A 13,510-nucleotide genomic window follows, 5' to 3' on the forward strand; every position below is an offset into this window, starting at 1 on the left:
GCCTCCTGATTTTTTTATCTTCCCTTCTTGCAATCAGCACTGGTTGCTAGCATCTATTGAAAACCAATTCTGTTACATACCTATTTTGTAAGAGCTTATACTTGTTTAGCTCATACTTATAAAAAATAGAGATAAAAGCGTTAATCATAAAATAAGTTGAATTTTAACAAGATAAACAATATGTCACTAAAGGTTATAAAACCAATAAATCTTCAAAAAATCAGATATTTTTTAGTCAAAAAACAACAAAAAAACATCCTCTGATGATAACTTAACCGGTTAAGCCTGTTTTTATTTTTTTCGCTTTACAACGCCGAATCATTCACTGTATTATTCGCCCCGTTCTCAGGAACATCCCAATTCCTCCATAGTTCAGTCGGTAGAACGGCGGACTGTTAATCCGTATGTCGCTGGTTCAAGTCCAGCTGGAGGAGCCAAATTCTAAAAATCCCGATTAGCTTTGCTGGTCGGGATTTTTGCTTTTGTTGTAGTCAACTTTATGCTCTGTTTCTTTTTTATTTCAATATCTCATGTGAATATCTTTTTTCCAAGTCGCCTTTCCGATGTAATCATCCCATTCAAAAACACAAACAAGATCAAAAACAACCCAAAAAGTACATATTACAAGCAATCAAATACTTATTGTTATTTTCTGCTTTGACAAACGTAAAAAGTGCCGTTAATATTCATCCCATCTTGAAGGAGTTCCTCCATAGTTCAGTCGGTAGAACGGCGGACTGTTAATCCGTATGTCGCTGGTTCGAGTCCAGCTGGAGGAGCCAAATATTTTGAAGAACCTGATTAGTTTTGCTAATCAGGTTTTTTGCTTTCTGCTTTTCACTTTTCTGCTTTGAATTTTTCCTCTTTTTAAGTTACCGATTTTTTAAATCTCTTTTCTTGTTTTCTCCTTCGGTTTCTTACTCCTTGCCCTTATGACCTACCCCTATTTCCCAATTTATCGTGAAGCAGTCAATTTTAAGTCAAAAAAAGCAAAACGCACAAATTATCAACAATCAAACACTTATTGGCATTTTCTGCTTTGACAAACGTGAAAAGTACCGTTAATATTCGCCCCGTCTTGAAGGAGTTCCTCCATAGTTCAGTCGGTAGAACGGCGGACTGTTAATCCGTATGTCGCTGGTTCGAGTCCAGCTGGAGGAGCCAAATTCAATTCACCCTCGTGTTGTTATTTCTATATTTTCCTTTTTTGATACGATAATTTCCTCTGAATACCCTAACCCAGATAAATTTAAAATTCTAATTTTCCAAAATTCAGAGAATATTATCATTCAATAATAGCTATTTAGCTATTTTCGCTTTATCATCTTCCTCCGGCTTAAGGAGTGCTGAATCAGCATCCACCGTTTTTCACCTATATTCTGGAGCCGGTTCCATGACCACTGAATCATACACAATTAAAATTCGCCGCCCTGATGATTGGCATGTCCATTTCCGTGATGGAGATATGCTAAAAACCATTGTACCTCATACCAGCCGTTTTTTTGGCCGGGCTATAGTCATGCCCAACCTTGTCTCCCCAGTGATAGATGTTGCCAGCGCCAAAGCCTATAAGGAACGGATAATCGCAGCTACTCCGTCAGATCATTCCTTCCAACCTCTTATGACCTGCTATCTGACAGATTCGACAGCCAGCAACCAAATTGAAACTGGCTATAAAGAGGGAATCTTCACCGCCTGCAAACTTTATCCTGCTAATGCAACAACTAATTCCAGCCATGGTGTTTCTGATGTCAAAAAGATCTACCCCTTATTGGAAACGATGGAAAAAATAGGCATGCCATTGCTGATCCATGGGGAAGTCACAGCCTCTCATATTGATATTTTTGACCGTGAAGCGCGCTTTATTGAACAAGTAATGGAACCATTGCGCCAACAGTTCCCTGGATTAAAAGTTGTTTTTGAGCACATTACAACTAAAGAAGCTGCAGAATACATTCTTGAAGGCAACGATAAATTAAGTGCGACACTGACACCACAGCACTTAATGTTCAATCGTAATCATATGCTGGTTGGTGGTATTCGCCCCCACCTTTACTGCTTACCCGTACTGAAACGCAATACTCACCAGGAAGCACTCCGAGCAGCAGTTGCCAGTGGTTGTAAGCGCTTTTTCTTAGGTACGGATTCGGCTCCTCATGTACTACATCGCAAAGAATCTTCTTGTGGCTGCGCGGGCGTTTTCAATGCTCCAACCGCCCTGGCAGCCTATGCCACTGTTTTTGAAGAAATGGGAGCAATGGAATATTTTGAATCTTTCTGTTCCCTAAATGGCCCCGCATTTTATGGCCTACCAATTAATGATGGCTTTATCGAACTCACCCGCAAACCAACCCCAATCGTTGAATATATCGAATGTGGTGGTGAAAAGTTAATTCCATTCCTCGCTGGGGAAGATGCCAGATGGGATGTAAGGGTATGTGGGTAGCGTTATCTCTAATCTTTATGACTAAGATTTATTACTACCACTCACTCGTGCGGAAATTGTTCTCGATTTCCGCAAAATTCCGGCCTTATAAATTACGGGAATACTTACAATGATTCCTATCAACCACAATGCAAAAATCCCGTTCTTTTCACTTATTAGCTTGCCAAAAAGGTTTATACTGCGAGGGGCTCATCTTAGATGAGTTCTGTTGCTCTTAGTCAATTATATCAATAATAATTCTGTAGTCTGATTAGGAGGTTATTATGGAAAACAATGAAATAATTCAGACTCATCCTGTTGTAGGCTGGGACATCAGCACCGTTGATGCCTATGAAGCCATAATGATACGTCTTCATTACTCATCCACCCAAGATCAAAATACAGAAAATATCAGTGTTGACAAAACGTTATGGTTAACAACAGGCGTAGCGAAGCAACTTATCCTCATTTTGCAGGCCGAGATTGAGAAAATAGAAACCTCAGTATACAGTCAGCTCGATTATATTAAACATTAACAATAGATTTAGATATTCTAACGCATTTGGGCACTCAATATATTGGGTGTCCCAAATGAATAACTGAATATATCAACCAATAGAATTATTCATATGATTTATTATTTTTCACCATATTGTATTATATCTACGTGCTCATCCGCCTAGATAAAACACATCCTGCCAAGAAAATACCTATCCAATTGACAAATAAGAATTTTATCCTTTCAAAGAAAGACATAACAATATTACTGGAACGCCTAAAAGAAATAGTATCATATGATATTCAACGTTATTTCTCTAATTTTAATACGTACAGTTCTATTTTTAGTCATCGGGAAGACCGTATCATCTATAAAAATCAATAAAAGTACAACTTATCCTCACAAGAGGAATATCTTAGAAAAAACAGGCGCTTCTAACAAAATGGAGTTATTTTTTATTTACAATATCTTTAAATATTTCTGTTAAAACTTTTAAATAAGCTATTTTAATGTAAATAACTTGATGCTATTTATAGTTAATAAATTTCAGATTGCTGCTCTATAGCGAAAAGATAACCCCCCAGCCACATAGGTAATTATGTAACTGGGGTAAGTCAATGCAGGAAAAAAAGCTACAACTTGCAAGATAAGAGCGGTTACTTAGCAGATTGCAGTGAGGTAATATTCAAACCATCATTTAACCGATAACGGGATTTATTAAAAATCTTAGCCCCATTCTCTCTTCCTGCCCGACGAGCACGCTGTTCGTCTTCTGGTAATTTCATCTCTTCACAACAAGAATCGCTGCAACAACCTTCGAAACGTTCTGCACAAGATGGGCACTGGATAAACAATAAATGGCAACCATCGTTCTTACAGTTGGTGTGGCTATCACATGCCGCTCCACATTGGTGACAGTGCGCAATGATTTCTTCAGAAATACGCTCACCCATACGCTCATCAAAGACAAAGTTCTTGCCAATAAACCGAACTGGCAATCCTTGTTCTTTTGCTTTACGGGCATATTCAATAATGCCGCCCTCTACATGGTAGACTTTGTTAAAACCGTTATGCAGCATATAAGCGCTCGCTTTTTCACAACGAATTCCGCCAGTACAGTACATAACTATATTTTTATCTTTATTGTCCTTCAGCATTTCTACAGCCATTGGCAACTGTTCACGAAACGTATCTGATGGAACTTCAATTGCGTTTTCGAAATGCCCGACTTCATATTCGTAGTGGTTACGCATATCGACAAAAACAGTTTCAGGATCACCCAACATTTGGTTAACCTGCTCCGCTTTAAGGTATTCGCCTGTTTTAGATGGATTAAAAGTTTCATCCTCAATGCCATCAGCAACAATGCGTTCACGCACTTTCAGACGCAATACCCAGAATGATTTACCATCATCTTCCAGCGCAATGTTAAGGCGCAAATTATATAATGCCGGATCAGTCTCCGCCAATAATGCTTTTAACGCATCGACATTTTTGGAAGGTACACTAATCTGTGCATTGATACCTTCTTTGGCGATATAAACCCGCCCAAAGACAGATAATTCGGTAAACTTCTGATACAGACTGTCGCGAAAAGCCTGTGGTTCGGAAATAGTAAAATATTTATAAAAAGAGATAGTCGTGCGTGGCTCAGTTTCAGCCAACATGCGCTCTTTCAACTCTTTATTAGAAATACGGTTATGTAACACTGGCATGGTGTTCAAAGTATCCTTGTATTCTATTGATATATATACACTTATGTCTGTCTGTGCCCACAGAGTGTCCACACTAGACCATTATCGACAATTTTTAACTAAAAACCCCTCGTACACACTTGGGGTTTTTATTTTCTACAATATTACTTTTTTCTGTGACCTAGATCTATCAGTCCCTACTCTGAATCTACTTAAGGCCCCAAACTCACTTGTTTATCACCGTAATGGCTGAACGGAAATGCTTCCTGATGATTGTCTACCTGATCGATGCATTATTTACCAATGTCAAGGAAGCGACCCGCGATGATTTGTTGGTCATGCACCGTGTCCCGCCGCAATTGATGTGCTTCTTACCGACGGGCGGTAACAACTTCGGGGACGTAGAGAAAGCGGCAAAAGTGTTTGCCATCAATGAACTGAATCCCATCATGGAGAGCCTGAAATCGGTCAACGACTAGGTAGGGCAAGAAGTTGTGCGTTGGGCGTCGCGCGGTGTTCGTTTTTCGTTGTTCTCCTCTTTCCCCCTGATCGATACGCCCAGCGCGTCCCTGCGTCGCGTTGGCACGGTATCGGTGACCGTCTTTGCCATTAATACTATTTCCCAAAATAAATGCGTTCATCCGCCTCTATTGCGCGCTTGCTCCCTCGCCTGCACTGGTCTTGTGAGAGGGTAGAATGTCAAGAACAACTATGCAATTTTGTGAAGAATTGTCAGGTAATTTGATATATTTATAAATATATTATTTGTGAGTGTCAAAAAACAAAAGAGGGCTATGATAAGCTAAGACAAAGACAGCTTGATAATACCACTGTTCTGAGAAGCCAAAAGCACACTTAAATGAGCGGCATTACAACTTTAGTCATACTTATGCTTCACCACAGAAAATCCAATAATATATAATAAAAAATAACCATTTAATACATGATAAAAAATTCCTCTCAAAAAAAAGAAAAATTACAATCTTGTATTATACTAATACTATAATAATAGATATGGCTCGCATCTCTATCGATTTAACCATTGAGAAAGTCAATTGTGATAGCTCACAATATAAGAGAACACTAAGGTAAATAGTTTTAAGATTAAAATTAGAAACGATTTTAGCCAAGAACATTTACAACCAACAACACAGATAATTATTATTAAATATTTATTTAATAATAATTAAAAATACAGTTATGAATAATATAGGAGAAATTATTATGTCTGATATAAGAAAAGGAAGGGTTTTTCTCTCTACTCATTGGGATGACGATTTTCAGACAGTGAGAGTACGTCATCGCAGAGGTAATTACCGTGAAAAAGAAGAACATAAACTTTTAACTAATATTAACAAAATCACAAAACATCTCTATGTCATGGATATTACTTATGATGTAAGTATTATTCCAAACTACGATTATTGGTGGATACTGCTTGTTACAAATGATTGGCGTGTATATACAATAAAAAATAATTTCTATTGTAATATCTCATCATCAGATAATGGAGATGTTCTTTTAGAAGTTGTCAGTGGAGCATTAGGTATGAAGATGTATGTGAGTTTTTCATACTCCAATAATTGCAGGCAGGGTATTTATGAAGTTGATTAAGAAATTTTTCAGTAATAGTATTTTTCATCTTCACTGTTCCCATATAATCATTCTCCAATTACATAAAGTTCAGGCTGAAAAAAGCCGCACAACCGGCAGCATTCAGCTATTTTAAAAATCTTCGGCACGATCAACTAGCATCGATAAAAAGGACGTTCTGGCAAGTTCATACGCATTGGACGTCATGATGCTGATAAGTTGATATTTTTCTGGCTCACACTAATGGCGCGTATAGACTAGATAACGGTTACTGTTACGCGCCACAACATATTGTTCTGCCCAAGAAAAACCGGACACTTTTTTGAAGTCCATTTCTATTCCATGGGCGTTAAATAATTATTGGCCGTGTGCAAGCGGGTTAAATTGTAATAATCCAGAACATCTTTTTTCATCTTCGACTGGTTTTCATGATGGGTTTTGAATAGCCAATCGTGCTTTAAATTGCCAAAGAAACGTTCAACACCAGCGTTATCCCAACAAGCCCGACATCCCTCTGGCTCGCTCTCATTAAATAGGTAATATCTCCCACCCAAACTTCATTCGACACCAGCGGATTAAAGTTCCGGTTGAATAGATGACAAGCTGGTGATAATCCGATCAAAGGATTGCCAACACTGAAAGAAAAACGGATAGAAATGACCTTTTAAGCTAATGAAGAAAATGAGAATAATGACCATAATGTGCCTCTGGTATCCTCCTAATAACATTGACTACAATGTGCTAAAAATCAGTAAAACCTTGCTAAATAGTGAACCATTCGAATAAATTATCGTCAGATTAAATCTTTAGTGCCCCAAAATTTCGATATTCCACTAAAAAGTGTCACAATACGCCAATATAACTTTTAGAGCCCATCTCATTCAGGCATCTATGATTGCAGACTGATTGAACACGAACTACGTACAGAGGCCGGAACGTATAGGTCATTGATTAATGATAAATACGCAAGGATTATGAGCGCAGTACTGATTCAAGATGATAAATAACAAACATACTGAAAACACATGATACAAGCACCTCCTTTTCGTCGTTCACTTTTACATCCCCGCTACTGGCTGACTTGGCTAGGTATCGGCATACTTTATTTACTGGTTTTACTGCCTTATCCAGCAATTTACTGGATGGGAACCCGACTTGGTCGGCTATCACAGCGCTTTTTGAAAAAACGCGCCAAAGTTGCAGAGCGCAATCTGGCACTTTGTTTCCCTGATATGCCAGCAGAGAAACGGCATGAGTGGTTAGTCAAAAATTTTGAATCTGTTGGAATGGGCGTGTTTGAGACCGGAATGGCCTGGTTTTGGCCAGATTGGAGGATCAAACGCTGGTTTAAAGTCACCGGACGGGAACATATCCAAAAAGTGCAATCTACAAGTCAGGGGATTATCGTCATTGGGATCCATTTTCTGACATTGGAATTGGGGGCACGTATTTTTGGCATGCTGAATCCAGGTATTGGGGTTTATCGCCCAAATGACAATCCTGTCATGGATTGGCTACAAACTTGGGGACGGCTCCGTTCCAATAAATACATGCTGGACAGAAAAGATGTTAAAGGCATGGTCCGATGCCTGAAAAATGGTGAAATTGTTTGGTATGCCCCTGATCATGATTACGGCCCACATAACAGCGTATTTGCCCCATTATTCGCTGTTGAGCATGCAGCAACCACGACGGGAACCTCAATTCTCATCCGTTTGGCCAAGCCCGCGCTGATTCCTTTTACTCCTCGACGATTACCTAACGGAGAGGGTTATGAGTTGATTATTCAGCCCTCGGTAGAAAACTTTCCTCTAAAAAATGAAGTAGAAGCTGCAACATTCATGAATAAGGTGATAGAAAAGGAGATTATGCAGGCACCTGACCAATATATGTGGTTGCATCGCCGTTTCAAAACCCGCCCCGAAGGTATGCCATCTTTGTATGGTGACAACGATAATATTCACCAATAAGCACAATCTGGCTGTTATTTTCTCAATAACAGCCAATACCTATTCTCACCCCATCCTATAAATGTCACAAAATTGTTAATGAATTAAGTTTTTCTTGCTCTTGGTAAATTTTAATAAGCATTATTTTTTACATTTTTGAAGTTTTTTATTAACCCAAAAAATTTCTGGCTTTGTTTACGTTTCTACAATATTTCTCAGAAATACAACGATAAATCTATAGTCTTTATGTCATCTCTCGCCATTTAAGAACATATTTATAGGTGTAACACACGAAAAGATTACAACAAGAATTAATTAAAAAATAATTATTTGTTTTATAAGATTTTTAATAAAAAACATTATAGAAAATAGAAAAATATTTAAGTCAAGTTTCCCCCCTCATATAGCAACTATTAAATTCTAAAACTGAGATTCTTATCGACTTTTGTTCTAAAAAACGGAATATAAAGTAGAAAATGTGCTTTGTGCCGATTAAAAGCACAAAGAACATGTTAAAAATACACCAACAATTAAGTAATCAGTTTTATAAGAACATGTTAATAAGAGCAACAATACGCTCATAAAACAACCTTTTCATTTTAACTTGTAAAACATCTCCATCATACAGATGGATTTTTAGGAAGAATTATTAAATGCAATCTTCAACTAATAATGGAAATAGCAGAACCTTTTTTGGGCACCCTTATCCACTTAGCTCCCTTTTTATGACAGAAATGTGGGAACGATTTTCGTTCTATGGCATTCGTCCCCTTTTGATTTTATTCATGTCTGCCGCAATCTTTGAAGGTGGTATGGGAATACCGCGTGAACAGGCCTCAGCAATTGTCGGGATTTTTGCTGGCAGTATTTACCTGACATCATTACCTGGCGGCTGGCTAGCCGATAACTGGCTAGGGCAACGCCTTGCCGTTTGGTACGGTTCTATCATTATTGCTTTGGGCCATCTCTCAATCGCCCTCTCAGGAATCTGGAACAATAATCTGCTCTTTATTGGATTGTTGCTCATTGCACTCGGCACTGGCCTGTTCAAAACCTGTATCACTGTTATGGTAGGAACGTTGTATAAAAAAGACGATCCTCGCCGTGATGGTGGTTTCTCCCTATTTTATATGGGCATCAACTTAGGGTCTTTAATCGCTGCACTCATCACTGGTTGGTTAGCGAAAGATTATGGCTGGCACTGGGGCTTTGGCGTCGGTGGATTAGGTATGCTGGTCGCTTTGCTGATTTTCCGTTTCTACACTGTTCCTCTGATGCGCAGTTATGATAAAGAAGCAGGGCTGGATTCCACTTGGGATCGCCCAATGGTAAAATGCAAAAATGTTGGCAAATGGATCCGTGCAATTTCAATAGTTGCCTGTACAATTGTTGTGCTCTTGATGATGGGCGTTATTCCATTTAATCCGGTCAAAGTTGCTAACTTGCTGGTTTATGTCATCTCCTTAAGTGTAATTCTCTATTTTGCCTATCTATTCCTGTTTGCTGGATTAAACCGCAATGAGAAAGTTCGCTTGCTCATCTGTTTCATCCTGCTGGTTTCAGCCGCTCTATTCTGGTCAGCATTCGAACAAAAGCCGACATCATTTAACTTATTTGCCAATGACTATACTGACCGAGTAGTACTGGGTTATGAAATTCCTGCTGTCTGGTTCCAGTCAATCAATCCGCTGTATATCATCTTGCTGGCCCCAATATTTAGCTGTTTGTGGCCTGCATTGGCAAAACGCAATATGAACCCAAGCAGTATTGGTAAATTTGTCATTGGCATGTTGTTTGCTGCGGTTAGTTTTACAATCATGATGTTTGCTGCTCAGAACGTACTGGAGAGCGGTAGTACAGTTTCACCACTATGGATCGTTTTCAGTATTCTCTTCCTAACCCTTGGTGAGCTTTGCCTTAGCCCGATCGGGTTAGCAACTATGACGGTATTAGCTCCTTCGCGTATGCGTGGACAAGTCATGGGATTATGGTTCTGTGCCAGCGCATTAGGCAATCTGGCTGCGGGTCTGATTGGTGGCAATGTACGTGCAGATAAATTGGATAGTTTACCTCAGCTATTCTCTAATGTATCTTTGTCATTGGTGATTTGCTCCGCTATTTTGCTTGTTTTAATTATTCCTATCCGCCGTTTGACAAGCAGTTTGCATGAAACAGAAACAAAATCTTAAGTAATCTAATCCTTGGTTAAGCCGCCACCAATATCTCCATTCCTAATTCAGGGATACTCAGTGGCGGTTTGCTCTCTTTGACGTAAAATATCGAATATATAAAATTATTATCAGACGTTTCATAAATAGGCAGCACATCTTGAATAATTACAAATTATTACCAGCATTAGTGTCAATATTGCAAACACTTAATCTCACTGAGTCTTCAAAACAATTAGGTGTTACACAGTCAGCAATGAGTAAAACATTACATCAACTTCGTGAGGATTTTCATGACAAAATCATTGTGAGAGAAGCGAATCAATTTATTCTCACCAAAAAAGGAGAAAAATTGAAAGAGAAACTTCCTATATTGATGCAACAGTTAGATAATCTATATGCACCAGAGTTAATGGAACCAAGCCTTTGTGAGAGAAAATTCATTTTAGCTTCCAGTGACTACGTAGCCCAAGCCATTTTGCCATCTATATTTTCCAACATTGAAATTGATGCCCCCAACGTAAGTATTGAATATAAGTTATGGCATAAAGACAGTCTAAATAAGTTTGCTGAACAAGACGTTGATTTAGTCGCGACTATTGCTGATTCTATACCTGATAATTTATACGGTAAAAGGATGGCAGAAGATCAACTTGCCGTTGTATTTAGAAGTACTCATCCCAAAACTAATAGTGATATGACTATTAACGACTATATTGAAGGCCGGCATATTCTAATTAGTGGAGGAGGAGATAAAGACAGCTCTGTCGATCACGCGCTGTCAATGATGAGTCTTAATCGTCATATTTCCGCTACAGTTCCCTTTTTTCAAGCTGCCATTGAGCTATTGTTAAAAACAGACACCATGCTAACTATACCATTGCATATTGCTGCTGATTTTACTCAAAACTATGATTTACAAATAAGGCGCTTACCTATTGATATTAAAGAACAACAATACTATTTACTATGGCATGCGAAACATCACCAAGATCCAGAACATAGATGGTTTAGAGATATCTGTTTTCCTCTTATCAAAAACCATCTTGAAAGAACTATCGAGCATGGTATGAAATTAATTCATACCCATAAGTAGCTTTTGCATCTTTTATAGATAATCTTATTAAATTAAGATAATCAATACTTCTTCACATAAACATTAGTATCAGTTATTTTTAATTTTATACTATTTATCTTTCGAGTTACTATTTTGTTTATTACGTAATAACTCGAAATTTGTTGGATAAGATTTATTTTAAAGACTTTCTACAAAATAGATTAATACAATTACGGTAATAAATATGCCTTCTATAGAAACACTAGTTACATTTATCAGTATGTCAACCTTTCTATGCTTCTTACCTGGCCCTGATAATATTTTAGTTTTGAATCAATCTGTAATAAACGGACATAAATCAGGAATATTAATTACCATTGGTTTATGTATTGGATTAGTAATACATACCTCTTTAGCTTCATTAGGCATTGCAGCAATAATACAAACCAATGCGGTAGCTTTAGAAATTATCAGATTACTTGGCGTGTTTTATTTAAGTTATCTGGCTTGGGAGGCCTTTAAAGCAAAACCTATTCACTTGGCAGATAATAATACTTTTTATGATAAAAAGAAATTAATTAAAAAAGGTTTGTTAATGAATTTATCAAATCCAAAAGTAATTATTTTCTTTTTGGCTTTTTTGCCTCAGTTTACTACTGACAACGCTATCAATATTTCAGATTCTCTTCAATTATTATATCTAGGATTGATATTTGTTGTTATTGCTTTTATTGTATTTGCACTCATATCCTATTTATCCGGTTTTTTAAACAAAATGATATCCAATAAACCCGCAATACAAACTGCACTTAATAAAACCACATGTTTAATATTTATAGTATTAGCCATTAACTTATTTCTTAGCCAGTTTTAAACAAGAACACATCATATGATGTCTTTAACATCATCTAATCACATGCTTTGAGACACATCTGGTACAGTTTGAGGGGAATTACTGAGGAATATCCTCTGGTTACAGTGAGCTACAAAAAGCCGCTTTGTAGCTCACTAAATGAATAAGATCAGGAGTTAGTAGTTTTATTAATAAGAGCTACAGGCATCTGCAATATCCGTATAGGAATAGCCATTCCCTTGCTCTTTCTCTAATCTTTGCCTTGTTTCTCTATAACAGCGACGTTGATTCTGTTCTCTGAAATGCTCCATAAATTGGTGTTCTTTCGCATGGGGAGAAACTTTAAACTGCTCCTCATCCCAATTATAAGAAAATGCCAAGCTGTTTTTCTGTTCAAATCTATTATTGTATTCTTTCCGTTCATTCTCCCGCTTCTCAGCTAAGGCATTATCTTCAGCCAGTTTCTCCGTATTCCAATTTTCAGGGTTCAATTTGTTTCTCTTTTTCAGGTACTCTTCTGAAGGTTTGTTATCCGCTGGTATATCACTTTTGTAACTCAAATCCAAAGCCAGAGCTTGAGAAAAGCACACTGACAAAATAAAAAATAGGCAATAAGATCCTTTGATTTTCATATCTTTCCTTAGTGGAACTATAACAAAGAATTATTATTTAATAATCATTATCACCTAAGGTCAATACTCCAATTTATGTACATTTTGCGTTCAAACAAGATAACTCTTTACAAATCAATGTAGTTTTAACATTCTGTATCCCGTTTTTTATTACAAAAATAAGTGAGATTTTGATGCGTTCATACCCTATTTACCATATTGATGCCTTCACCGAAAAATCGTTTTCTGGCAATCCCGCCGCTGTTGTTTTGCTGGACAAATGGCCATCAGATGAAATGCTGATTTCTATCGCTGCTGAAATTGGTCTTCCAGAGACTGCTTTTCTGGTAGAAATGAATTAAATATAAAATAAATTGAATTAAAACAATGAATTAAATTAAATAACACACTCAACAATAAGATACATGCACACAAGTATGTACAAACAGAAAAAGCACTCAATACAGCATGTAGCAATTGATTTTACACTCGTTAAATAGGGAAAAGCTACTATCACTATAGGGCAGAAACCTGCCCTTAAGATGGGATATCACACCTTGCGGCAACCATTGGGATTTCCTCTATGGTTGGCTAACCCTTTGATTCTTTCATTCATCCTCACTTTGGCTCATAGAGGATATCGATATTCCTTTGCACCGGG

Annotated in this window: 9 protein-coding genes, 3 tRNA genes and 3 pseudogenes; 12 read left to right on the top strand and 3 right to left on the bottom strand. The window is 37.5% G+C overall.

Annotated elements, in window-relative coordinates; translation table 11 throughout:
• Window positions 1-361 precede the first annotated feature (361 nt).
• The 5 genes from PSI14_RS18945 to bssS all read left to right on the top strand — a co-directional run bounded on the left by PSI14_RS18945 (window position 362) and on the right by bssS (window position 2,961).
• Window positions 362-437, top strand: a tRNA-Asn gene (locus PSI14_RS18945).
• 269 nt (window positions 438-706) lie between these two features.
• Window positions 707-782, top strand: a tRNA-Asn gene (locus PSI14_RS18950).
• 306 nt (window positions 783-1,088) lie between these two features.
• Window positions 1,089-1,164 (top strand) — tRNA-Asn (locus tag PSI14_RS18955).
• 229 nt (window positions 1,165-1,393) lie between these two features.
• Window positions 1,394-2,446 carry a dihydroorotase gene (gene pyrC, locus PSI14_RS18960; RefSeq protein WP_273577545.1) on the top strand — a complete coding sequence of 351 codons (1,053 nt, stop codon included), beginning with the start codon at window positions 1,394-1,396 and terminating at the stop codon, window positions 2,444-2,446.
• 260 nt (window positions 2,447-2,706) lie between these two features.
• Window positions 2,707-2,961, top strand: a complete 255-nt coding sequence (bssS, locus tag PSI14_RS18965; protein WP_273577553.1) for a biofilm formation regulator BssS — start codon at window positions 2,707-2,709, stop codon at window positions 2,959-2,961.
• A gap of 619 nt (window positions 2,962-3,580) precedes the next feature.
• Here bssS and trhO read toward each other — a convergent pair.
• Window positions 3,581-4,639 (bottom strand): oxygen-dependent tRNA uridine(34) hydroxylase TrhO, encoded by a 1,059-nt coding sequence (trhO, locus tag PSI14_RS18970; RefSeq protein WP_273577546.1) that lies wholly within the window; start codon window positions 4,637-4,639, stop codon window positions 3,581-3,583.
• A gap of 275 nt (window positions 4,640-4,914) precedes the next feature.
• Between trhO and PSI14_RS18975 the strand changes: the two are divergent.
• Both PSI14_RS18975 and PSI14_RS18980 read left to right on the top strand, forming a co-directional pair.
• Window positions 4,915-5,097 (top strand): annotated as a pseudogene (locus PSI14_RS18975) (phage portal protein); the annotation flags it as partial.
• A gap of 745 nt (window positions 5,098-5,842) precedes the next feature.
• Entirely contained in the window at window positions 5,843-6,232 is a 390-nt protein-coding gene (locus tag PSI14_RS18980; protein ID WP_273577547.1) for a hypothetical protein, read from the top strand.
• A gap of 314 nt (window positions 6,233-6,546) precedes the next feature.
• On the opposite strand, the pseudogene PSI14_RS18985 reads toward PSI14_RS18980, so the two are convergent.
• A pseudogene (locus PSI14_RS18985) lies at window positions 6,547-6,815 on the bottom strand (integrase core domain-containing protein); the annotation flags it as partial.
• Window positions 6,816-7,236: 421 nt separating this feature from the next.
• Between PSI14_RS18985 and PSI14_RS18990 the strand changes: the two are divergent.
• The 4 genes from PSI14_RS18990 (at window position 7,237) to PSI14_RS19005 (ending at window position 12,259) form a co-directional block, all read left to right on the top strand.
• Window positions 7,237-8,181: a Kdo(2)-lipid IV(A) acyltransferase gene (locus PSI14_RS18990; protein ID WP_273577548.1), complete on the top strand. Its 945-nt coding sequence runs from the start codon at window positions 7,237-7,239 to the stop codon at window positions 8,179-8,181.
• 632 nt (window positions 8,182-8,813) lie between these two features.
• Window positions 8,814-10,349 carry a peptide MFS transporter gene (locus PSI14_RS18995; protein WP_273577549.1) on the top strand — a complete coding sequence of 512 codons (1,536 nt, stop codon included), beginning with the start codon at window positions 8,814-8,816 and terminating at the stop codon, window positions 10,347-10,349.
• 139 nt (window positions 10,350-10,488) lie between these two features.
• Window positions 10,489-11,424, top strand: a complete 936-nt coding sequence (locus PSI14_RS19000) for a LysR family transcriptional regulator (RefSeq protein WP_273577550.1) — start codon at window positions 10,489-10,491, stop codon at window positions 11,422-11,424.
• 205 nt (window positions 11,425-11,629) lie between these two features.
• Window positions 11,630-12,259, top strand: coding sequence for a LysE family translocator (locus PSI14_RS19005; RefSeq protein ID WP_273577551.1), 630 nt, complete (start codon window positions 11,630-11,632; stop codon window positions 12,257-12,259).
• Window positions 12,260-12,426: 167 nt separating this feature from the next.
• Here PSI14_RS19005 and PSI14_RS19010 read toward each other — a convergent pair whose 3' ends face one another.
• Window positions 12,427-12,870: a hypothetical protein gene (locus PSI14_RS19010; RefSeq protein WP_273577552.1), complete on the bottom strand. Its 444-nt coding sequence runs from the start codon at window positions 12,868-12,870 to the stop codon at window positions 12,427-12,429.
• A 173-nt stretch (window positions 12,871-13,043) separates the two neighbouring features.
• Here PSI14_RS19010 and PSI14_RS19015 point away from each other — a divergent pair.
• Window positions 13,044-13,199: pseudogene (locus PSI14_RS19015) on the top strand (PhzF family phenazine biosynthesis protein); the annotation flags it as partial.
• Window positions 13,200-13,510 lie beyond the last annotated feature (311 nt).

The organism is Xenorhabdus anantnagensis (assembly GCF_028598555.1).
Lineage (GTDB): Bacteria > Pseudomonadota > Gammaproteobacteria > Enterobacterales > Enterobacteriaceae > Xenorhabdus > Xenorhabdus anantnagensis.

What these genes read in the sequence shown, in the direction of transcription:
- PSI14_RS18995 (WP_273577549.1), top strand. Translation starts at nt 8,814, where the DNA reads ATGCAATCTTCAACTAATAATGGAAATAGCAGAACCTTTTTTGGGCAC.
- PSI14_RS19010 (WP_273577552.1), bottom strand. Translation starts at nt 12,870, where the DNA reads ATGAAAATCAAAGGATCTTATTGCCTATTTTTTATTTTGTCAGTGTGC.
- trhO (WP_273577546.1), bottom strand. Translation starts at nt 4,639, where the DNA reads ATGCCAGTGTTACATAACCGTATTTCTAATAAAGAGTTGAAAGAGCGC.
- PSI14_RS18980 (WP_273577547.1), top strand. Translation starts at nt 5,843, where the DNA reads ATGTCTGATATAAGAAAAGGAAGGGTTTTTCTCTCTACTCATTGGGAT.
- PSI14_RS19005 (WP_273577551.1), top strand. Translation starts at nt 11,630, where the DNA reads ATGCCTTCTATAGAAACACTAGTTACATTTATCAGTATGTCAACCTTT.
- pyrC (WP_273577545.1), top strand. Translation starts at nt 1,394, where the DNA reads ATGACCACTGAATCATACACAATTAAAATTCGCCGCCCTGATGATTGG.
- PSI14_RS18990 (WP_273577548.1), top strand. Translation starts at nt 7,237, where the DNA reads ATGATACAAGCACCTCCTTTTCGTCGTTCACTTTTACATCCCCGCTAC.